Genomic DNA, 20797 nt, shown 5'->3' on the forward strand with positions numbered 1-20797 from the left:
CTACTCGGCGGGCTGCGCGGGCTGGGCCGGCTTTCCCGCCTCGCCGCTGTCGACGGTGTCGGCAGTCGGGCTGTCGAGCGTCACGGAGGTGCGAGGCGACAGGCCGGGCGCCTGCGCGACCGGCACCGGGAGGCGCACGATGAGCGAGCCCGGGTCGACGCCGAAGCGGCCGCGGGTGGTCTCGCCGACGGGATCGCCGTCGAGCTCGGCCAGCACCGGCGCGTCGAGCTCGAACTCGAACTCGCGGCCGGGCCACTGCTTGAGCGAAGCGAGGCCGTTGCGGTTGCGGGTGGCGACGTCGATGGCGACGCCGACCCAGCCGGCGACGATGTTCGGCTGCAGCATGACGAGCTCGAGGTCGCCGTCGTCGAGCACGGCGCCGGTGGCGATCTCGATGTTCGCCACGACCGAGCTGCAGTTGCAGGCGAGCACCATCAGGCACTTCGCCGGTTCCTCGGCCTCGCCGTCGATCGTCAGCGTCGCCTCGAAGCCGCCCTTCAGCAGGGCCGGTGCACCGGCGGCGACGTAGGCGCCCCAGCCGACCTTCTTCTTCAGGTCGTCGTCGGTCTTGTCCATGATCTCGGCGTCGAGGCCGACGCCGCCCATCACGACGAACACGCGCTCCTCGCCGTCGTCGAAGGTGGCGAGGCCGACGTCGATGGCGCGGTCCTGGCCGAGCAGGGCGATCTCGACGGCGTCCTCGACCGAGGTGAGCGGGATGCCGAGGTTCCGCGCGAGCAGGTTGCCCGTGCCGCTCGGCAGCAGGCCGTAGGGCACGGAGGTGCCGCGCAGCACCGCGGCGACCGCGCGCACGGTTCCGTCGCCGCCCATGGCGCACACCACGTCGGGTTCGGCCTCGAGCGCCGAGTTCGCGGCGGCCGTGCCGGAGTCGTCGACGCTGGTCTCGAACCAGAGCGGCTCGTTCCAGCCCGCGCGCTGCGCGCCGGCGGCCACGACCGCCTTGACGGCCTCGACGTCGTCGAACTTGCTCGGATTGATGACGACGGCGACGGTGCGCCGCCCGCTCTCTGCGCTCATGCCTGAACTCTAGGCCCCCGCCCCTCCGCCGGCCCCCGCCCTGTCCGCCGACCGCGTGGTCCTACTCGCTTCCGGCCTTCCAGTCGGTCAGGTTGTGGACGACGACGAGCGCCACCCCGGTCGCGATCCAGTAGGCGAGCGCCTTTGGGCTCCGGTGGGTCTTGGCCACGAGCGGTGCGATCACGAACAGCGGCGCGCCCCCGGGCTTGCGCATCGGGATTCACCGCTAAGTGAATATTGCTTAATTCCATCCTCAGTCGATAAGCTGATGGAGCGGACCCGCCCCACACACGTGGACAGGCGGGTCTAGCTGTTCCCTCCGTCACACTTCCTGCGGGCCTCCGTGCGGATCCGCCGACGCCAGGTGTTCTGCGTACCACTCCCATGCGAACCGATTGCCCTCGTGTCTGTTCAGGCTCGCGAATGCCGAGTAGGCCACCAGGTCCGCCATCTGCACGAACTGCGACCGACGCGAGTCGTAGAAGGTCGGATCCTCGATGATGTGACGGGTGTCGAGCTCGAGCTCGCGATGGGCCTCCGTGTAGCTGGAGTCGGTGCCGTTGCCATCCATGCGCAGGTGTTCGTGCTCGGCGAGTGCGGTCAAGCAGTCGAGCGCGACGGCGCGGCCGAGCGTCTTCCATTCGACGGCGTCGTCGATCGCGGTCGAGATGCGGGCTCGGCCGTTGACGAACTTGGTGGCGTGCAGTTCGGTCGACGGCGGGACCGAATGGGCGCGGTAGAGGCGCTTGCGCAGTTCGAGGATGCCGCGGAGCGCGTGCCGCCACCGGGCAGGGCCGCACTCGACCCAGCCGTAGACGATCAGGCCGGAGGTGACGGAGCCGGAGTCATCGACGTAGAGCAGGCGCGAGACGGTCATGATCGGGCGACGCTACCGGTCGAGACTGCGGCGGCGGGCCGCTCGAAGCGATCTGTGGAGAAGTCAGAGGAGCTTGCGGAGGGTGCGGAGGTTTCGGGTCGTCGTCGTGGCGCGGTAGGCGGCGCGGGCGAGGTGCTTCGCGAGCGGGGTGTCGGTGCTCGAGCCGCGGGGGCACTGCCAATAGAGGACGCCGTCGCCCGGCTCCGCCCGCTCGACGCCGCCGTCGGGCGCGAGGGTCGACGCGAAGGCGGTGACGTCGGCGAGGACGTCGGGGGAGGAGGTGAAGACCACGTAGGGGTGGGTGGCGTCGTCCTCGAGGAAGGGGTAGGCCGCGACGGCCGCCGCGAGGCGGTCGTGGGGGAGGAGGACGATCCACGCGTCGTAGCCGAAGCGGGTGCGGAGGGCCGCCTCGATGGTGGGCTTCAGGGTGAGGGTGTCGCGCGCATCCGTCGTCTCGAACACGACGTTGCCGGAGGCGAGCACCGTTCGCACGTCTGAGAAGCCGAGTGTGCGGAAGAGTTCGGCGAGTTCGGCGCTCTTCACCGTGATGCCGTTGACGTTCACCCCGCGCAGCAGCGCCACGAACCGTGTCATGCCCCGACGCTAGCGCAGCACCAGCGCGACCTGCTCGCGGATGTCGGCGCCGAGCGCCGCATCGCTCGCCGCGACGTTCAGCGGTGACGACAGCGTCACGAACATCGCCGCCGAGATCGTGCGGGCGAGCACCGCCGCGTCGTGCGCCGTGACGCCCGCGTCGCGCTCGAGGATCTCGACGAACGCCTCGTCGACCCGCGCGATCAGCTCGAGCCCGACCCGGTGGTGCGGCTCCTCAGGGTCGCCGAAGACGAGCTCGCGCAGGTAGGTGCGCCCGTTCTCGACCTGCCGCCGGTTGCAGGCGACCACCGGTTCGATCAGCGCCATGATGGCGTCGAGGGGCGACGCGGCGCGGGGGGCGGCGGCCAGCCCGGCCTCGATCGCCTCGGCGTAGTGCACGTTCTGCACGAGCAGCAGCAGCTCGGCCTTCGTCTTGGCGTACAGGAAGAGCGTGCCGGTGCCGATGTCGGCCGCGTCGGCGATCTGCTGCGTCGTGACCTCGTCGATGCCGTGGCGGTCGAAGAGCTCGGTGGCGGCGGCGGTGATGCGCTCGAGCTTCTGCTGCTTGTTGCGCTCGCGGCGCCCGGGGGTGGTGGCGGGGGTGGTCATCAGGAGGCGAGTCTACTGCACTGAGGTATCCGCTCATTTGCGATTGTACTCGAATATGACTACGCTCAGAAAACTAAGACGAAACGAGAGAAGACGATGAAGGCGTTCAGCATCGACCGGTACCAGGGCGAGATCAGAGAGACGGATGCGCGTGAGCCCGTCCTGGGCGCCCGCGACGTCCTGGTGCGAGTGCTCGCCGCCTCCGCGAACCAGCTCGACGTGAAGCTGGCGGAGGGCGAGTTCAAGGCCCTGCTGAAGTACGAGCTGCCCCTCACCCTCGGTCACGACCTCGCCGGAACCGTCGAGGCCGTCGGCCCCGCGGTGACCCGCTTCGCGGTCGGTGACGACGTCTTCGCCCGCCCGGCCGACTTCCGCATCGGCACCTTCGCCGAGCGCATCGCCGTCGACGAGGCCGACATCGCCCTGAAGCCCACGACGCTCGGCATGGTCGAGGCCGCGTCGCTGCCGCTCGTCGCGCTCACGGCGTGGCAGGCCCTGGTCGAGAAGGCGAAGGTGCAGCCGGGCCAGAAGGTGCTGATCCACGGCGGCGCCGGTGGCTTCGGCTCGATCGCCGTGCAGCTCGCGAAGCACCTCGGCGCGCACGTCGCCACGACCGCGAGCGGATCGAACGCCGACTGGCTGCGCGAGCTCGGTGCCGACGAGGTGATCGACTACCGCTCCCAGCGCTTCGACGAGCTGCTGAGCGGCTACGACGTGGTGGTCGACAGCCTGGGCGGTGAGAACCTCGAGCGCTCGCTGCGCATCCTGAAGCCGGGCGGCATCGCCATCGGGCTCGCCGGCCCGCCCGACCCCGACTTCGCCCGGCAGCTCGGCCTGAACCCCGCCGTCCGCCTGGCCGTCGGCAGTCTGAGCGCGAAGATCCGCCGGCAGGCGCGGCGGCTCGGGGTGCGCTACTCCTTCCTCTGGATGAGAGCGGATGGCGAGCAGCTCGCCGAGATCACGGCCCTCGTCGACGCGGGTGCGCTGCGTCCGGTGGTCGGCCGGGTCTTCCCGTTCGCCGAGACCCCGGCGGCGCTCGAAGCGCTTGGCCGCGGGGGCCTCCGCGGCAAGGTCGTCATCGACCTCGCCGGGTGACGACGCTCGCACCCCACCTCACCCCAACACACCCCACACCCCACACCCAAGGAGTCCCCATGCCCACCCTCACCGGAGCCGTCGTGCTCGTCACCGGAGCCAACGGCGGAATCGGCTCGGCCTTCGTCGCCGAAGCCCTCGCCCGCGGAGCCGCCAAGGTCTACGCGTCCGCCCGCACCCCGCGCAGCTGGGACGACGACCGCATTGTCCCGCTCGCACTCGACATCACCGACCCCGCCTCGGTGGCCGCCGCGGTGGAGCAGGCCGCCGACGTGAGCGTGCTGATCAACAACGCCGGCATGCTGCCGCCCACGGCGAGCTTCCTCGAGCTCTCGGCCGACGACCTCCGGGCGACGATGGAGACGAACTTCGTGGCGCCGGTGCTCGTGGCGACGGCCTTCGCGCCGGTGCTGACCGCGCATCCGGAGTCGGTGCTCGTCGACATGCACTCGGTCGCCAGCTGGTACGCGTTCGGTGGCGTCTACAGCGCCTCGAAGGCGGCCCTCTGGTCGGCCACGAACTCGCTGCGCCTCGAGCTGGCCCCGAAGGGCACGCACGTGGTCGGGGTGCACGTCGGCTACGTCGACACCGCCATGGCCGCCCACGCCGACGGCCCGAAGCTGCTCCCCGCCGAGCTGGTGACCCAGGTGTTCGACACGGTCGAGCAGGGCGGCTACGAGGTCATCGCCGACGAGCTCACCGCCTCGGTCAAGGGCGCCCTGAGCGCCCCGGTCGAGGCCCTCTACCCCGAGCTGAAGCCCGGGCAGGCACGATCATGAGTGCCGACGAGCCCGTCATGACGTCCTACGCCGAGGCGCCGAACCACACTCTCACGACGGGTGGCACGACCTTCGCCTACCGCGAGCTCGGCCCGAAGGGCGGCGTGCCGGTCGTGTTCTTCGTGCACCTCGCCGCGACGCTCGACAACTGGGACCCGCGGATCGTCGACGCGATCTCGAAGACCCGCCACGTCGTCGCCTTCGACAACGTCGGCGTCGGCGGCTCCTCGGGCACCGTGCCGCCCACGATCGAGCAGGCGGCGGCCGATGCCCACCGTTTCATCGAGGCGCTCGGCTTCGACGAGATCGACGTGTTCTCGTTCTCGATGGGCGGGATGATCGCCCAGGACCTGATCGTCGCGCATCCGGGCCTCGTGCGCCGGCTCGTGCTCACGGGCACCGGCCCCCGCGGCGGGAAGGACATGGACAAGGTGCTCCGCACCACCTACTACGACGTGCTGCGGGCGACCCTCACCCGGAGCGACCCGAAGGAGTTCCTCTTCTTCAACCGCGACCTCGTGGGCAAGCGCGCGGGCAAGGCCTTCATCAAGCGCCTCGGTGAGCGCACCGCCGAGCGCGACGCGGCCATCGGACTGAAGGCGTTCCAGACGCAGCTGCGCGCGATCCAGCGCTTCGGCCGCTCGGCACCGAGCGACCTCTCGGTCTTCACGATGCCGACCCTGATCGCCAACGGCGACAACGACCGCATGGTGCCGTCGGTGCTCTCCGACGACCTGCACCGCCGCATCCCCGGCTCCGAGCTCGTGATCTATCCCGACTCGGGCCACGGCGGCATCTTCCAGTACCACGCCGACTTCGCGCCGCGGGCGGTCGAGTTCCTCGGGTCGGGTGGGCCGAGCGAGGGCTGAGGGTCTGAGGGCCTGAAACGCGGATGCGCGGCACCCCGTCCCCGAGGGGAGAGGTGCCGCGCATCCGGTGCAGCGGTAGAACCGCAGCGGCAGAACTGCGGGTCAGGCGGCGTGCTGGCGGCGGCGCTGGCGCACCAGGAGCAGCCCGCCGGCGGCGAGGAGCAGCGCGCCGAGCGTGAGGATCGGAGCGACCACCGCGCCCGTCGAGCCGAGCGCCGACGAACCGGACCCGGCACCCGAGCCCGTGCCGGCCGACCCCGTGCCGCCCGAGCCGTCAGCGCCCGGGGCGCCCGCCGGAGCGGTCGGTGCCGGAGTGGGGCTCGGTGCCGGCTCGGCACCCGCGGCGACCGTGAAGTCGACCGTCGCGGTCACGCCGCTCTGGCGGCCGCTGACCGTCAGGGAGTACGAGCCCTCCGCGGTCGGGGCCTCGAAGGAGAAGCGCGCCGCGCCGTTCACCGAGTCCTCGGAGGCGAGCTGCACCGCCGAGGAGGTCGGGTCGAGCTGACGGTCGCCGCGGAAGCCGCTCGCGTCGAGCACGAGCGAGTCACCGGGGGCGACGGTCGTCGCGTTGAGCGTGGCGGTCGCGCCGGCGCTGAAGCTCGCGGTGTCGCGGTTCAGGGTGAGCGCGTTCGCCATCGTGAAGAAGTTGTCCGTCTGGTCGGTCAGCCCGACGACCTGCGCCGCGCCCGGTCCGAACGCCGCGATGCGGAGCTGGGTTCCGGTGTGCTGCTGCGATCCGCCGGCCTCGGCCGTGCCGTAGGCGACCTTCATCGTGGAGCCGTCGGCCGTGGTGAGCGCGGTGCTCAGGGTCGCGGGCGGGGCGTCGTCGACGATCTGGCTCGAGTGGGCGTGGTCGGCGGTCACGATGACCAGCGTGTTGCCGTCGGCGCGGGCGAACTCGAGGGCCTCCTGCACGGCCTCGTCGAGGTCGATGGTCTCACCGATCTGGCCGCAGGCGTCGGCCGCGTGGTCCTGCTTGTCGATCGAGGCGCCCTCGACCTGCAGGAAGAAGCCCTCGTCGCCGGTGTTCAGCAGGCCGATCGACTTCTCGGTCAGCGAGGCGAGCGAGAGACCGGTGTCGAGCCGGGCCGGGTTCGGCTGGCAGGTCACGGGAGCCTCGTCCCCGCCGCCGACGGTCGCCGTGGTGGGCGCGTAGCGGGTGGGGAAGTTGCCGGGGGTGAACAGGCCGAGCACGGGCTGGTTCTGGTCGGCGACCGAGAGGCCCTTCAGGCCGTCGGCGTCGCCTACGACCTGGTATCCGCGGTCGGTGGCCTGGGAGAACAGGGTCTCGCCATTCCACTGGCCCGCCTTGGCGGTCTGCTCGAACGAGGATGAGCCGCCGCCGAGGGTGAGGTCGGCGCGGGTGTCGAGCAGCTGCTCGCTGATCGAGCCGAGGCCGCCGTTGACGAGGGCGTCGTCGCCGCACACCTCGCTGTCGGGGCCGTAGCACTTGCGGGCGTCGACGTGCGCGACCTCGACCGCGGGAGTCGCATCCTGGATCTCGGCGGTCGAGACGTTGCCGGTCTTCAGACCGTTGGCCTTGGCGATCTCGATCAGGGTCTGCTGCGGGGTGCCGTCGATGTCGACCGAGATGGCGCCGTCGTAGGTCTTGGTGCCGGTCGACCAGGCCGAGCCGGTGGCGGCCGAGTCGGGCACGTAGTCGGGCAGGCCCTTCTCGTCGCCTTCGTTGTGCAGCGAGTAGGTGGTGTACTGACCGGTCAGGGGCAGCGCGTCGATGCCGGGCAGCTCGCCCGCGGCGCCGTAGGCGTAGTTGCGGGCGATGGTGATCTCGGAGTCGCCCATGCCGTCGCCGATCAGCAGGATGACGTTCTTCGCCGGGCCGTCGACGATCGAGGCGCGCAGGTCGGCGGTCTTGTCGCCGCTGTTGCGCTGCGCCCCGCCGTTGACCGAGAGGTCGCCGTCGGCCGAGGCCGCGAACGCTGCGGCCGGCAGGCTGATGCTCGCCGCCGTGAGCAGCGCCGCCGCGGCGACGAGCGCCTTCCGGCGGGTGGGTGTGATGAAAGACATGGTGTTCCCCAGTGTTCTATCCCGAAGGCGCCCGAGCGGGCGTCGAGGCCCAAGCTCATCGTCGCCCGGCCAACACGGGGTGAACAGGGGCCGACTCGACGGTGAAGCGGCGATGGAGAGCGGATGCACCCCGAACGGGGGTCGCAACCGGCACGTAACACGGCGGAACGCGGCGACACAGTGTGTCGCCCGGCGTGCGCGGCGCCGGGGCGTCTGCCTACTGTCGCCCCATGGCCACCTTCATCGACACGATCGTCGTCGGCGGCGGAGCCATGGGCTCGGCGGCCGCCTGGCAGCTCGCCGGCCGCGGCACCGAGGTCGCCCTGTTCGAGCGCTTCGAGCCGGGCCACACCCACGGGGCCTCCCACGGCCGCTCCCGCAACTTCAACCTCGCCTACGCCGACCCCGTGCACCTCCGGATGCTGAGCGACTCCGCCCGGCTCTGGCGCGAGCTGGAGGCCGAGACGGGCCGCGCGCTGCTGACCGAGACCGGGGTGGTCAGCCACGGCCACCACCCGGGGTTCGACGAGATGGCCCGGGTGCTGCCGAACTTCGGCTTCGACGCCGAGATCGTGCCGCCCGCCGAGGCGGAGGCGCGGTGGCCGGGCATCCGCTTCGACCAGCGCGCGCTCGTGGTTCCGCAGGCCGGGCGGCTCGACGCCGACGGCGCGGTCGCGGCGCTTCAGCAGGCCGCGGCCGGCCGGGGTGCGGTCGTGACGCACCGCTCGCGGGTCACGCGCATCCGGGTGCTCGGCGACGACCGCGCCGCCGTCGAGGTGACGCCTCAGGATGCCCAGGGCGACCCCGCGGGCGACGCCGAGCTGTTCGAGTGCCGCCGCCTCGTCGTGACCCTCGGCGGATGGACCACGCGCCTGCTCGGTCCCGTGCTCGTGCTGCCCCGGCTGACCGTGACCCGCGAGGAGCCGGCGCACTTCCGCCCCGTCGACGAGTCCGCGATCTGGCCCGGCTTCAACCACGTCCCCGACCTCGGCGACGGCCGGTACGGCTACTGGCCGGCGCCGATCTACGGGGTGCAGACGCCGGGGGAGGGCATCAAGGTGGGCTGGCACGGCGCCGGCCCGATCACCGATCCCGACTCACCGGCAGCCCGCACCGACCGCCGCCGCTTCGCCCCGCTGCAGCACTACGTGCGCGAGTGGCTTCCCGGCGCCGACCCCTCAGACTTCGCCGAGATCAGCTGCACCTACACCTCCACCCGCGACTCGGCGTTCGTCATCGACCGCGTGGGCCCGGTGGCGGTGGGCGCCGGCTTCTCGGGGCACGGCTTCAAGTTCGTGCCGGTGGTGGGGCGGATGCTCGCCGACCTCACCGAGGGCATCCGCGCCCCCTCGCTCTTCTCGCTCAGGCCCGCTCGGCGCTCGGGGCCGCAGCCGGCGCGACGCTGACGGCGAGCAGCGTCTCGCCGGGGGCGACCTCGGGATCGCCCACCGCCCGGGCCGTCTGGGCGACCAGGCCGAGCCGCTTGGCCAGCGCGACCGAGCGTGTGTTGCGCGCATCCGTCACCGCCGTCACCCGCTGCGCCCCGACGGTGGTCGCCGCGAAGTCGAGCAGGGCTGCCGCGGCCTCGGTGGCGTAGCCGCGGCCGCGGAGTGACGGATGCACGACCCACCCCATCTCGACCGTGCGCGTCGAGGCAGCCACCGAGCGCAGGTGCAGCGAGACGTCGCCGATCACATGACCGTCGAGCTCGACCGCGAGGGCCAGGAAGTCGTCGGCCTGCCAGAGCCGGGTGTGCCGCGTTCGGTCGCGCAGGTGCCGGGCCGAGCGGCGGGCGTCGCGCTCGGGCCACGGCAGGAACTCGCGCACCGCAGGCTCGGACTGGAGGTCGTGCCAGTCGGCGGCATCCGCCTCGGTGAAGCGGTGCGGGCGCAGCACGAGGCGCTCGGTGCGGAGGACGGGAGCGTCGACCGGGTGCTCGATGCGCTCGCCGCGCAGAGCACGCGGCCGGTGCAGCCCGGCCGAGGCGAGGGCGTCCTTGACGGCGGGCAGCGGGTTCGACCAGGCCGGGGTGCGGGGCCGGGTCGGGTGTCGGGCCGTGAGCTGGGTCATGCGGAGACCGTAGACGCCCCCCGCATGAGGGGGTGATGAGATCATTTGAGGTCCCTATGAAAAGGGGCGGCCGACTGGAGTGGGGCGTGGGCAGGGCGAACAATGGGGTGGTGACGACCCCTGCCCCCGACGACCTGCTCTCCTCGGGCCGCCGTCGTGCCGTGCTCGCGAAGCTGCCCCGGATGTACCGGGCCGACGGGTCACCCATCCGCGTGCTGCTCGTCGATGACGAGGCCGTGCTCACGAGCCTCGTCAGTCTCGCCCTCGGCTACGAGGGCTGGACGGTGGACATCGCCCACGACGGAGCGAGCGCGCTGCAGGCCTACCGCGATTCCCGGCCCGACATCGTCGTGCTCGACATCATGCTGCCCGACACGGACGGCATCTCGCTGCTGCGTCAGCTGCGCGAGCTCGAGGGCGGAGCCCCCACCCTCTTCCTCACCGCGCGCGACTCGGTCGACGACCGGATCGTCGGCCTCACCGCCGGCGGCGACGACTACATGACCAAGCCGTTCAGCCTCGAGGAGCTCGTGGCGCGGCTCCGCGGTCTCCTGCGCCGCTCCATCACGACGACCTCGGAGGATGACTCGCACATCGCCGTCGGCGACCTCACCCTCGACGAGTCGAGCTACGAGGTGACCCGCGGCGGCGACAGCATCGCGCTGACGACGACGGAATTCGAGCTGCTGCGCTACTTCATGCGCAACCCCCGGCGGGTGCTCTCGCGGGCGCAGATCCTCGACCGGGTGTGGAACTACGACTTCGCGGGCAAGGCGTCGATCGTCGACCTGTACGTGTCGTACCTGCGCAAGAAGATCGACGCCGACCGGCCGTCGATGATCCACACCGTGCGCGGCGTGGGCTACGTGCTCAGGCCCGTCGAGTGAGCGGGGCGTCCGCGGCGGGCGACACGACGGCCGGCGGTGCCGGCCCCGTCGGCTCCACAGGCCCCGCCGTCACGCGCGGGCGGCGCCCGTGGAGCATCAGCCGGCGTCTCGTGGTCGGCACGGCCGCCGTCGTCGCCGCCGTGCTGGCGGCCGTCGGCATCCTCGGCGTCATCACCCTCTCCGCCTCCGTCACCACCGTCGTCGACTCCCAGCTCACGGGATCGATGTCGGCCCTCGACCACACGGTCGAACGGGTGCGCTACCCCAATGCGTACCAGAGCGCATCCGGAGACCAGAAGCCGGTGAAGCCCTTCGTCGACTACGTCGGCCACGGGCCGGGCGGCTTCATCGCCCTCATCTCGAACGGCACGGTGGAGGATTCGGCGATCTTCTCCGACTCCGACGCGGCTCCGCTTGACGACGCCGTGGTGCAGCAACTCGAGTCGGCGACCTTCGACGTGGGCGAGCACCAGAACGTCGACCTCGACGGTCTCGGCTCGTACCGGGTGGCGACCGAGCTCGACAGCCGCGGCAACCTGCTCGTCGCGGGTGTCTCGCTGGCCACCGTGCAGTCGGCCGTGATGCAGGAGGCGATCACCATCGGTGTGCTCTCGCTCGTCGGCCTCGCCATCATCATCGTGGGCGTCGTGGTGGTGGTGCGCCTCGCGCTGCGCCCGCTCGGCCGCGTGGTCGCGACGGCCGCCGAGGTGGCGTCGATGCCGCTCGACCGCGGCGAGGTGGCCATCACGCCCCGAGTCGACGCCGCCGACACCGACCCCCGCACCGAGGTCGGCAAGGTGGGCGAGGCGCTGAACCACCTGCTCGCGCACGTCGACGACGCCCTAGCGGTGCGCGCCGAGACCGACAAGCGGATGCGCCGCTTCGTCACCGACGCCAGTCACGAGCTGCGCACGCCGCTGGCCGCGATCCAGGGCTACGCGGAGCTCACCCGGCAGGACGCCGACTCGCTGCCCGAGATGACCGAGTACTCCCTCGCGCGCATCGAGTCGGAGGCGAAGCGCATGAACTCGCTCGTCAGCGACCTGCTGCTGCTCGCCCGGCTCGACGAGGGGCAGGACCTGCACCTCGACCGCGTCGACCTCGGCGAGATCGTGATCAACGCGGTCAGCGACGCGGGCGCCTCCTGGCCCGGCCACTCCTGGTCGCTGTCGGTTCCGGATGAGCCGGTGCCCGTGCTGGGCGACCGGGAGCGGCTGCATCAGCTGGTGCTCAACCTGCTCTCGAACGCGGCCGTGCACACGCCCGCGGGAACGCACGTCGCCACGGCGGTCGCGGTCGTCGAGGGGGCGGACGCGCATCCGTCGATCGAGCTCACGGTCACCGACGACGGACCCGGCATCTCGGCCGAGCTGGTGCCCGAGCTGTTCGAGCGCTTCGCGCGGGGCGACTCCTCGCGCTCACGCCGCTCGGGGAGCACGGGCCTCGGCCTGGCGATCGTCTCGTCGATCGTGGAGGCGCACGAGGGCTCGATCACGGTCGACTCCTCGCCGGCGGGCACGACGTTCACGGTGCGCCTGGCGCCCGTGCTGCCGGTTCGCGGTGCGATGGCCGACGCCGCGTCCTAGCTCGCGTCCTGCCGGCCGGCCGTCTGCGTGTCGGCCCTCGCCTTGTCAAGCCCCTGCCGGACGTCGCGAAGCGGGGTGGGCTGGACGCATGCGAGCGATGACGTACCGGGGCCCGTACAAGGTGCGGGTCGAGGAGAAGGACAGGCCGCGGATCGAGCATCCGAACGACGCGATCGTACGGGTCACGCTGGCCGCGATCTGCGGCTCCGATCTGCACCTGTACCACGGGCTCATGCCCGACACGAGGATCGGGCACACCTTCGGTCACGAGTTCATCGGCGTCGTCGACGAGGTCGGGTCGTCGGTCGAGGGACTCAAGGTCGGCGACCGGGTGATGGTGCCGTTCAACATCTACTGCGGCTCCTGCTGGTTCTGCGCCCGCGGCCTCTACTCCAACTGCCACAACGTCAACCCGAACGCCACCGCGATCGGCGGCATCTACGGCTACTCCCACTCAACTGGTGGCTACGACGGTGGGCAGGCCGAGTACGTGCGGGTGCCGTTCGCCGACGTCGGGCCGATGGTCATCCCCGACTGGCTGGCCGACGAGGATGCTCTGCTGCTCACCGACGCGTTCTCGACGGGCTACTTCGGCGCTCAGCTCGGCGACATCGTCGAGGGCGACACCGTCGTGGTGCTCGGCGCGGGCCCGGTGGGCCTCGCCGCCGCCCGCTCGGCCTGGCTGATGGGCGCCGGCCGCGTGATCGCCATCGACCAGCTCGACTACCGGCTCGAGAAGGCGGCGTCGTTCGCGTTCGCGGAGACGCGCAACTACACCCACTACGACGACATCGTGGTCGAGATGAAGAAGACCACCGGCGGCCTCGGCGCCGACGTCGTGATCGACGCGGTGGGGGCCGAGGCCGATGGCAACCTCGTGCAGCACGTCACCTCGGCGAAGCTGAAGCTGCAGGGCGGTTCGCCCGTCGCGCTCAACTGGGCGATCGACGGTGTGCGGAAGGGCGGCACGATCTCGGTGATGGGGGCCTACGGTCCGCTGTTCAGCGCCGTCAAGTTCGGCGACGCCATGAACAAGGGCCTGACGCTCCGGATGAACCAGGCGCCGGTGAAGCGGCAGTGGCCACGGCTGCTCGAGCACATCAAGGCCGGGTACCTCAAGCCGTCCGAGATGATCACCCACCGCATCCCGCTCGAGCACATAGCCGAGGGGTACCACATGTTCTCGTCGAAGCTCGACGGCTGCATCAAGACCGTCGTCGTGCCGGGTTCCTAAGGAGTTCCGATGCCGTACACCGCAGACAAGCCCGTCCCGCCGCCCACCGCGGAGGAGCTGCGCGCCCGCGTGCCCGGCTGGGGCGCCGACCTCGACCACGCCGACCGCCCGGCCTGGCCGAAGGAGCGCTTCGCCCCGGGGGTGAGCGGCGCCCACTGGGAGTACCCCGACGAGCAGCAGCCGCGCGAGGGTCGCGAGAAGAGCATCGAGCACCTGCAGCTCACGCCCGTGTTCGGCACCGCGCAGCCACTGCACGGGCTCTCCGGCGCCATCCGCCGCTTCGCCTACGACCGCTTCAGCGAGGGGCGGGCCGCGCACTGGCTGCTGCTCGTCGCGGGCGACCGCGTCGAGTCGACGGGCGCGCACCTGCGCTCGCTCGTCACCCTCCGGCCCGACAACCCCGTCACGGAGACGGGAGTGCTCTCGGAGCTGCACCGGCATCCGATCGCCTCGCGCCGGGGCCGCGTCGACGTGCGCCACCAGGTGCTCGACCCCGTGATCGTCGCGGGGCCGTGGCTTCTCGCGGGCGGGGTGGCGTGGATGCTCGCCCGGCGCCTGCTCCGTCGCTGACCCCCTTCACCCACCCCTCGAAAGGAACCTCCCCCATGGATCTCGGAACCCTCGGCGGCTACCGCCTCCCCTCGGCTCTGCAGAAGGCCTACGGCGTCAGCACCGCGCAGGAGCTCGCCGACCAGCTCGGCGTCTCGAAGCGCCCGACGCCTGAGCTCGGGCGTGAGGCCGACGCGGCCTACCAGTCGCTGCGTCAGGGCGATCAGGGGCCGGCGCGGTCGCTGCTCGTCGAGAAGCTCGGGGTGAGCGAGGAGAAGGCCGACGAGGCGCTGGCGAAGCTTCCGTCGCTGACGTGAGTCTGGCGGGCGCCGCCTCCGCCTCTGCCTCTGCCTCCTCCTCTTCTTCGGCGCCTGCTCGGCTCGACCTCCGTCGGGCCGAGCTGGAGCGTCACGCCGCCGTGCTCTTCGCCGCCTCGGCGCTGGTCATGGCCGTCATCTGCGGAGCGGTGATCGTCTCGGGCTGGTTCGCGGGCGTGCTCGTCGACAGCTGGGAGCGGGTGTTCTGGGCGGGTGCGCTGCTCGGTGGGCTGATGGTGGCGGTGTTTGCGGCCGCCGCGGTGCCCGGTGGGGCGGATGCGCGGCGCAGCGTGCAGCGGATCACCTGGCTGCTGCGGGCCGGGCTGCTGCTGTTCGTGCTGGCGCCGGCGCTGTGCATCGTCGCGATGGTGGGGGACTTCTACCGGCTCTGAGGGTCACCGGCTCTGAGGGTTACCGGCTCTGAGGGTCGCCGCCCGGCTCGTCGTCGCGGTCGTCGCGGTCGCGGCGGCCGAGTGCGGCGGGGCCGGCGCCGAGGCGCAGGGTGGCGAGGAAGCCGATGGCGAGGAAGCCCGCGGCCGCGAAGGCCGAGTAGCGGGTGCCCTCCGAGAAGGCGGCCTTCGCATCCGTCACCGCATCGGCCATCGCCGGGTCGTTCTCGAGCCCCGCGATCGCGGCCCCCGAGCTGTCGACGACCTGGCTGACGATCTGCTGCCGCTGAGCATCCGGAACCCCGCTGTCGGCGAGGCGCGCGTCGAGCTGCAGCGACGCGGTCGTGAACAGCACCGTGCCGAGCACCGCGATGCCGAGCGCCGATCCGATCTGCCGCGCCGTGCTCTGCGTGCCCGAGCCCTGGCCGCTCTGCTCGACCGGCACGTCGCGCAGCACGACGCCCGTCAGCTGCGCGGTGGCGAGGCCCACGCCGAAGCCGTAGACGAACAGGAACGGGATGAGCAGGCCCCACGCGGTGTCGGGACCGATCACGAGCCCGAGCCCCGCGACGCCCACGATCTCGGCGGCCAGTCCGACCCGCACGATCACCACGGCGCGGATGCGGTTGCCGAACGCACCCGCGAAGCCCGACGCAACGAACGACCCCACCGCGAGCGCCACGAGGATGAACCCGGTCTGCAGCGCGTCGAAGCCGAGCACGTTCTGCAGCCACAGCGGCAGCGAGAGGATGATGCCGAACTCGCCGAGCGATACGATCATCGCCGCCAGGTTGCCGTTGCGGAAGCTCGGGATGCGGAACAGGTCGAACGCGAGCATCGCGCTCTTGCCCTGCTTCTCACGGGAGCGGCCCCACACCACGAAGCCGACCCCGCTCGCGACGGCCACCGCGAACGCGACGGGCACGGGGGAGAGGGCGAAGGGCCACGTCCAGTCGCCGAGCTGCGGTGCCGTGTCGGTGAGCCACCAGCCGTAGGTGCGGCCCTCGATCAGGCCGAACACGAGGGTCGCGCTCGCCACCACCGACAGCAGGGCGCCGACGACGTCGACGCGGCGCGGGGTTCCGGAGGCGGTGAGCGGCTCTTTGGACTCGCGCACGAACACGAGCACGCCGACGATGATCACCACGCCGAGCGGGATGTTGATGCCGAAGGCCCAGCGCCAGGAGAAGTAGGTCGTGAGCCAGCCGCCGAGGAGCGGGCCGACGGCCGTCATGCCGCCGATCGTGGAGCCCCAGACGGCGAACGCGAGGGCCCGCTCGCGGCCGCGGAAGGTGGCGTTGATCAGCGAGAGCGTGGTCGGCAGCACCATCGCGCCGCCGACGCCTTGGGCGACGCGGGCCGCGATCAGCAGGTCGCCCGTCGCGGCGGTCGCGGCCAGGATGCTCGATGCCGCGAACACGGCGACACCGATGATCAGCATGCGGCGGCGCCCGAAGCGGTCGGCGAGGGTGCCGAAGACCAGCAGGAGGGCGGCGAAGACGAGGGTGTACGACTCCTGCACCCACTGCACCTGGGTCGACGTTATCCCCAGGTCGTCGATGATCGACGGGATCGCGACGTTGACGATGGTGGAATCGACGATGATCAGCGCCACGGCGATGCTGATGAAGACGAGGCCCGCCCAGCGGGCGCGGGAGGAGGGTGCGGTGGGTGCTCCGGGCGTGGGGCGCGCGGTCGTCATGCGCGGGTGCCGGTGGTGCGGTTCGGGGCGGTGCGGCCGAGGGCGAGGCGGATGACGACGGTGGCGACGACGAGCGAGATCGCCACGATCGCGGCAGTGGTGGCGACGGGCGCCGAGACGAGTTCGCCGGTGGTGCGCGAGACGGCGACCCAGGCGAGGCCCCAGGCGAGTGACGCCGTGGGCGAGAGCCGGCCGCGGCCGTAGAGGGCGAGGGCCAGCCCGGCGAGCCCGGCGACGACGACGATCAGGATGCCCCAGGCATCCGGGGCCCACCCGAAGCCGTCGAAGCCCGCGGTCTGCAGGCCCGCGGTCAGGTTGGCCGCGGTGGCGATCGACACCCAGCCGAGGTAGAGGCCGACGGTTCCGTCGAGCACGACCGACTCGACGATGCCCTGCGGGCGGCGGCGGGTGCGCAGCACGAGCACGAAGGTCACGAGGAGGGCGACGAGGAGCACCACGATCACGATGCAGCTGAGCCAGAGCAGCCCGGCCTGCACGCTGAGGATCCAGGCGGCGTTGAGCACGAGCGTGACGGCGATCGGATAGCCCAGCCGACGGTTGCGTTCGCGTGCGGCCTGCTTCGGCAGCGCCTGCCAGATCGCGTAGGCGATGAGCCCGGCGTAGATGACCGACCAGATCGAGAAGGCGGGGCCGGCCGGCGCGATCAGCGTGGAGTCGGCGCTCAGCGCACCACCGGCGGCGCTCTGGATCGGCGTTCCTCCGGCGGCACCCGAGCCGACGAATGACCCGATGACCGCGAACACCGCGCTGGAGATGACGACGATCTGCCGCACCCGGTCGGCTCCATTGGGCTCGTTCATCGCCAGTTCTCCTCGTTCCGTCCGTCGATTTCGCTAACTACCTTAGTAACTTTATTACCTAGATGGTTCTTTCGCCACCTCCCCGCGCAAGCCCCGTCTTCCGGCAGCGCGATGGCGCTACTTTGGTGCCATGGACGAGACCAGCGACGCCACCGGCCCCACGCCGCGGTCGCCGATGCGGCGCCTGGTGACCGGCCCGAACAAGTCGGCGCTCGTCGTCTCGCTGCTGGTGTCCGTGTTCGCCGCGCTCTTCGTCACCAGCTACAGCCTCGCGATGGGCAACCCCAAGCCCCACGACATCCCGGTCGCCGTGGTCTCGGACACCATCGCGCCGAAGCAGCTCGATTCCGCGATCGACGCGGCGACCGGGACGACCTTCGACGTGGTGCGCCTGCCCGACCAGGCGGCGGCCGAGACCGCTCTGGAGCAGCAGCAGATCTACGGCGCCCTCATCACCGGCGGCGGGTCGACGGCGACGGTGCTGGTCTCCAGCGCCTCCGGGGCCTCGATCGCCACCCTCATCCGCAGCGAGGCACCGGTGCTCGGATCGTCGTTCGGTGTCACCGTCACGATCACCGACGTCAATCCGCTGCGGCCGAACGACCCGAGCGGGCTGGTGCTGTTCTACCTGGCGCTCGCGGCCACGATCATCGGCTTCGTCGGCGCCATCCAGACCCGGGTGAACGCCAGCGGCATGACCATCCGCGGCGAGCTCGGCTGGGACGCCGGCCGGGCCGCCCTCGTCGGCCTCGTGATCGCGCTGACCACCGGGCCGGTGCTCGGCTTCGAGACGTTCCCGCTCGTGCCGGTCTGGATCGTGCTCGCGATGCAGGTGTTCATCGCAGGCGCCGTCTACAACTTCTTCCGGGTGCTCGTGGGAGGCAAGTGGGCGCTGATGCCCACCTGGATCCTGTTCATCCTGATCAGCAATCCCTCGTCCGGTGGGGCGGTCGCCCCGCAGCTGCTCCCGCCGTTCTACGAGTTCATGGGCCGGTGGATGCCGACGGGCGCCACCGTGCGCGCCCTCCGCGACCTCGCTTACTTCCCTGGCGCCGTGCATCCGGAGCCGTACATCGTGCTCGGCGTCTGGCTCGTCGTCGCGACGGCCGCCTTCGTCATCGCCCGCCGGGTGCGCTTCGGCTTCGGCCGCGTCGCGAAGGACTGACCGGCCTTCACCGTCAGCCGGCCCCGCCGCCCCGCCGGAGGGGGAGACTGGAGGGGTGGCGCATCGGCAGCAGGTGAAGGCGGGGGAGGCCCGGGAATCCGGGGCGTCCGGGCAGGGCGGTCCGGGCGACGAGAAGACCTGCGCCGTCTGCGGGCGGCGGATGCAGTGGCGGGCCAAGTGGGCCGCGAACTGGTCCGAGGTGCGCTACTGCTCGGACGCGTGCCGGAAGCGCGGCATCGCCGACGTCGACCGTCAGCTCGAGGCGACCATCCTGGAGTTGCTCGCCGCCCGGGCGGCGACCTCGACGATCTGCCCCTCCGACGCAGCGCGGGCGGTGGGCGAGGAGGACACCTGGCGCGAACTCATGGAGCCGGCGCGGCAGGCCGCCCGGCGGCTGGTCGCGGCGGGCGAGGTGGAGATCACGCAGGGCGGCTCGGTCGTGGATCCGTCCACGGCGAAGGGTCCGATCCGCATCCGTCGTCGTCGCCCGTAGGCCCCTGCTCGTTCCCGTGCGGCGATGGTCAGCGACCCGAGCGCCGGTTGGCCGGCGGGGCTAGCGGCCCTGGCGCTTGGGGTAGGGCTTGGGCTGGCCCTTGACGATGGGGGCGCGGCCCTTGCCCTTCGAGGCCTTCGCCTTGCCGCCGGCCTTCGGGGCCGGGGCCGGGGCCTTCGCCACGCGACCGCGCGCCTCGCTGCGGAAGGCGACCCCCGCATCCGTCAACCGCACGCCCTCGTCGTCGGCGACGACCAGCTGCTCCTCGCGGTCGGCCTCGAGCGCGGCGACGGAGGCCTGGATGGTCGCCCGCGAGACGTGCTCGGCGTTCGCGGCGCGCGACCAGTCGCCCTCGTCGGCGACGGCGAGGAAGTGACGGAGCGCGCTGATGTCCACGGCCCCAGGCTACCGGGGTTCTCCGACGCGCCACGGTGCCCAGCGGTGGTCGCCGCGGTCCAGCCGCTCCTTCACGGGGCGGGCCACCATCACGTCACCCGAGCGGAAGATGTTCGCCGTGCGGGTCGCGCTGTGGAGCACGCCGCCTCCACCCAGCACCTCGGTCGTGAACTCGACGCCCTCGGGGATGTCGCGCACCCGCTCCTGCACCTGACCGGTGGCTGCGGCCTCGACGAAGGCCTCGAGCATCCGCACCCCGTCGTCGTCGGCGGCGAGGGCGAAGCGCCCGTCACCGAGCTCCACGCCGAGGGCGTCCTGCGGAGCGTCGCTCCTCGACCAGGACAGGTGGGCGCCGGCTGCGTGAGGCGTGAAGCTGAGGTGCGCCCCGGTCGAGGATCGCGCGGTCACACCGGCATCGCCCCAGTGCTGGTCGAGGTGGTCGGCGAGCGCAGCCAGTCGCACGCCGACCGGGTCGCCCGCCCGCCGCTCGGCGCGGTGCGCGGCCTCGAGCCGCAACCGCTCCTGCTTCACGTCCTCGACACTGCGCCGGTACTCGGGCAGGGCGGCGCCGTCGTCGACCTCCAGGGTGACCCGGTACTCGTCGGGCCCCTGGGCGCGGGCGGCGACCGTGTCGAGCGGATGCGCGTCGCGCTCATCCTCGTCCCGCTCGTGCACCCGTGGCTGACCGGGGCGCTCGCGTCGCCCGTAGCGCACGGCCTCGATCGAGACGACCCGGCCCGGCACCTCCCACTGCGGCACGTCGTCGGGGGTCTGGCCGTGGTGCTCCTCGATGAAAAGCGGCACGTGCGGCACGCTAGCGCCTGCCACCGACGGCCGACAGGTGCGCGCCGCGGGAGCCTGCCCGCCGGCCCCGGCCGCCCTGGCTGCGCGGCGACCCCCTTGCCGCATCCGTCGGCCCCCCGTTGACTGGGAGGACCGCCCACCATCGAAGGAGGAGCCGCATGTCGGATCTCGACGACCCCACCCAGCGCCCCCAGACCCTGCAGGCCCCGCGTGGCGGCATCGACGCCACCGCCATCGTCTCGATCGTCGCCGGGCTCGCGGCCATCGTGCTGCTCGTGGCCGGCATCCCCACCTGGCTGCCGCTGATCCTCGCCTCGGTCGGGTTGTTCATCGGCATGATCTCGGTGCTGCGCTCGCGCCCGTCGGCCGCGCGCTGGGTGAGCACCGTGGGCATCGCGGCGTCGGCGATCCCGTTCATCCTGATGTTCTTCTTCATCACGACCTGACCCCGACCGCTTTTCGTCCACAGCCCCCTCGTCGGATGCGGCCGTCGGC

Annotated in this window: 24 protein-coding genes; 13 read left to right on the forward strand and 11 right to left on the reverse strand. The window is 71.8% G+C overall.

The genetic code is table 11. The annotated features are described in order from the left end of the window. The 5 genes from HQQ85_RS14190 to HQQ85_RS14210 all read right to left on the reverse strand — a co-directional run bounded on the left by HQQ85_RS14190 (position 1) and on the right by HQQ85_RS14210 (position 3118). The gene (locus HQQ85_RS14190; protein WP_173183186.1) at positions 1-1038 is read right to left on the reverse strand and encodes a diacylglycerol kinase family protein; all 1038 of its coding nucleotides are present in this window, start codon (positions 1036-1038) and stop codon (positions 1-3) included. A 61-nt stretch (positions 1039-1099) separates the two neighbouring features. After that, a complete protein-coding gene (locus tag HQQ85_RS14195) occupies positions 1100-1252 on the reverse strand; it encodes a hypothetical protein (protein ID WP_173183187.1) in 153 nt (50 codons plus the stop codon). Between the two features lie 108 nt (positions 1253-1360). Continuing rightward, positions 1361-1915 (reverse strand): DUF3800 domain-containing protein, encoded by a 555-nt coding sequence (locus HQQ85_RS14200; RefSeq protein ID WP_173183188.1) that lies wholly within the window; start codon positions 1913-1915, stop codon positions 1361-1363. Positions 1916-1978: 63 nt separating this feature from the next. Continuing rightward, positions 1979-2509 (reverse strand): DUF1697 domain-containing protein, encoded by a 531-nt coding sequence (locus HQQ85_RS14205; RefSeq protein WP_173183189.1) that lies wholly within the window; start codon positions 2507-2509, stop codon positions 1979-1981. A 9-nt stretch (positions 2510-2518) separates the two neighbouring features. Continuing rightward, the gene (locus tag HQQ85_RS14210; RefSeq protein ID WP_173183190.1) at positions 2519-3118 is read right to left on the reverse strand and encodes a TetR/AcrR family transcriptional regulator; all 600 of its coding nucleotides are present in this window, start codon (positions 3116-3118) and stop codon (positions 2519-2521) included. Positions 3119-3214: 96 nt separating this feature from the next. Between HQQ85_RS14210 and HQQ85_RS14215 the strand changes: the two genes are divergently transcribed. The 3 genes from HQQ85_RS14215 to HQQ85_RS14225 are packed head-to-tail and all read left to right on the forward strand — an operon-like array spanning position 3215 to position 5861. After that, positions 3215-4213, forward strand: coding sequence for an NADP-dependent oxidoreductase (locus HQQ85_RS14215; RefSeq protein ID WP_173183191.1), 999 nt, complete (start codon positions 3215-3217; stop codon positions 4211-4213). Between the two features lie 59 nt (positions 4214-4272). Continuing rightward, the gene (locus HQQ85_RS14220; protein WP_173183192.1) at positions 4273-4992 is read left to right on the forward strand and encodes an SDR family oxidoreductase; all 720 of its coding nucleotides are present in this window, start codon (positions 4273-4275) and stop codon (positions 4990-4992) included. Beyond that, a complete protein-coding gene (locus HQQ85_RS14225; protein WP_173183193.1) occupies positions 4989-5861 on the forward strand; it encodes an alpha/beta fold hydrolase in 873 nt (290 codons plus the stop codon). The genes HQQ85_RS14220 and HQQ85_RS14225 overlap by 4 nt, the downstream gene beginning before the upstream one ends. A 102-nt stretch (positions 5862-5963) precedes the next feature. Here the strand turns inward: HQQ85_RS14225 and phoA are convergent, their stop codons facing one another. Next, positions 5964-7889, reverse strand: coding sequence for an alkaline phosphatase (gene phoA, locus HQQ85_RS14230; protein WP_173183194.1), 1926 nt, complete (start codon positions 7887-7889; stop codon positions 5964-5966). 230 nt (positions 7890-8119) lie between these two features. Between phoA and HQQ85_RS14235 the strand changes: the two genes are divergently transcribed. Then, positions 8120-9295, forward strand: a complete 1176-nt coding sequence (locus tag HQQ85_RS14235) for an FAD-dependent oxidoreductase (protein ID WP_173183195.1) — start codon at positions 8120-8122, stop codon at positions 9293-9295. Here the strand turns inward: HQQ85_RS14235 and HQQ85_RS14240 are convergent. Continuing rightward, positions 9252-9959, reverse strand: coding sequence for a GNAT family N-acetyltransferase (locus HQQ85_RS14240; protein WP_173183196.1), 708 nt, complete (start codon positions 9957-9959; stop codon positions 9252-9254). The two genes, HQQ85_RS14235 and HQQ85_RS14240, sit on opposite strands and share 44 nt — an antisense overlap. Positions 9960-10141: 182 nt before the next feature. Here HQQ85_RS14240 and HQQ85_RS14245 point away from each other — a divergent pair, with 182 nt between their 5' ends. The 6 genes from HQQ85_RS14245 (at position 10142) to HQQ85_RS14270 (ending at position 14924) form a co-directional block, all read left to right on the forward strand. Beyond that, positions 10142-10846 carry a response regulator transcription factor gene (locus HQQ85_RS14245; RefSeq protein ID WP_173183925.1) on the forward strand — a complete coding sequence of 235 codons (705 nt, stop codon included), beginning with the start codon at positions 10142-10144 and terminating at the stop codon, positions 10844-10846. Beyond that, positions 10843-12432: a HAMP domain-containing sensor histidine kinase gene (locus HQQ85_RS21685; protein WP_173183197.1), complete on the forward strand. Its 1590-nt coding sequence runs from the start codon at positions 10843-10845 to the stop codon at positions 12430-12432. The genes HQQ85_RS14245 and HQQ85_RS21685 overlap by 4 nt, the downstream gene beginning before the upstream one ends. Before the next feature lie 88 nt (positions 12433-12520). Continuing rightward, a complete protein-coding gene (locus tag HQQ85_RS14255; protein ID WP_173183198.1) occupies positions 12521-13666 on the forward strand; it encodes a zinc-dependent alcohol dehydrogenase in 1146 nt (381 codons plus the stop codon). Positions 13667-13675: 9 nt separating this feature from the next. Beyond that, a complete protein-coding gene (locus tag HQQ85_RS14260; protein WP_173183199.1) occupies positions 13676-14236 on the forward strand; it encodes a hypothetical protein in 561 nt (186 codons plus the stop codon). Positions 14237-14271: 35 nt separating this feature from the next. After that, on the forward strand, positions 14272-14532 hold the full coding sequence (locus HQQ85_RS14265) for a hypothetical protein (protein ID WP_173183200.1): 261 nt from the start codon (positions 14272-14274) through the stop codon (positions 14530-14532). Continuing rightward, positions 14529-14924: a hypothetical protein gene (locus HQQ85_RS14270; RefSeq protein ID WP_173183201.1), complete on the forward strand. Its 396-nt coding sequence runs from the start codon at positions 14529-14531 to the stop codon at positions 14922-14924. The genes HQQ85_RS14265 and HQQ85_RS14270 overlap by 4 nt, the downstream gene beginning before the upstream one ends. 19 nt (positions 14925-14943) lie before the next feature. Here HQQ85_RS14270 and HQQ85_RS14275 read toward each other — a convergent pair whose 3' ends face one another. Both HQQ85_RS14275 and HQQ85_RS14280 read right to left on the reverse strand, forming a co-directional pair. After that, positions 14944-16623 carry an MFS transporter gene (locus tag HQQ85_RS14275; RefSeq protein WP_173183202.1) on the reverse strand — a complete coding sequence of 560 codons (1680 nt, stop codon included), beginning with the start codon at positions 16621-16623 and terminating at the stop codon, positions 14944-14946. Continuing rightward, positions 16620-17444, reverse strand: coding sequence for a tryptophan-rich sensory protein (locus tag HQQ85_RS14280; RefSeq protein ID WP_173183203.1), 825 nt, complete (start codon positions 17442-17444; stop codon positions 16620-16622). Before HQQ85_RS14280 ends, HQQ85_RS14275 begins: the two co-directional genes overlap by 4 nt. 130 nt (positions 17445-17574) lie before the next feature. On the opposite strand from HQQ85_RS14280, the gene HQQ85_RS14285 reads away from it, so the two are divergent. Together HQQ85_RS14285 and HQQ85_RS14290 are read left to right on the forward strand one after the other, a co-directional pair. Next, positions 17575-18609: an ABC transporter permease gene (locus tag HQQ85_RS14285; protein ID WP_173183204.1), complete on the forward strand. Its 1035-nt coding sequence runs from the start codon at positions 17575-17577 to the stop codon at positions 18607-18609. A 55-nt stretch (positions 18610-18664) separates the two neighbouring features. Beyond that, on the forward strand, positions 18665-19102 hold the full coding sequence (locus HQQ85_RS14290; protein ID WP_371741913.1) for a DUF3253 domain-containing protein: 438 nt from the start codon (positions 18665-18667) through the stop codon (positions 19100-19102). A gap of 60 nt (positions 19103-19162) precedes the next feature. Here the strand turns inward: HQQ85_RS14290 and HQQ85_RS14295 are convergent, their stop codons facing one another. Both HQQ85_RS14295 and HQQ85_RS14300 read right to left on the reverse strand, forming a co-directional pair. Further along, entirely contained in the window at positions 19163-19498 is a 336-nt protein-coding gene (locus HQQ85_RS14295; RefSeq protein WP_173183205.1) for a LysR family transcriptional regulator, read from the reverse strand. A gap of 9 nt (positions 19499-19507) precedes the next feature. Continuing rightward, positions 19508-20302, reverse strand: a complete 795-nt coding sequence (locus tag HQQ85_RS14300; protein WP_173183206.1) for a hypothetical protein — start codon at positions 20300-20302, stop codon at positions 19508-19510. 158 nt (positions 20303-20460) lie between these two features. Here HQQ85_RS14300 and HQQ85_RS14305 point away from each other — a divergent pair, with 158 nt between their 5' ends. Beyond that, positions 20461-20748, forward strand: coding sequence for a hypothetical protein (locus HQQ85_RS14305; RefSeq protein WP_173183207.1), 288 nt, complete (start codon positions 20461-20463; stop codon positions 20746-20748). Positions 20749-20797: the final 49 nt, after the last annotated feature.

Source organism: Herbiconiux sp. VKM Ac-2851, assembly GCF_013205105.1.
Taxonomy (GTDB): Bacteria; Actinomycetota; Actinomycetes; order Actinomycetales; family Microbacteriaceae; genus Herbiconiux; species Herbiconiux flava.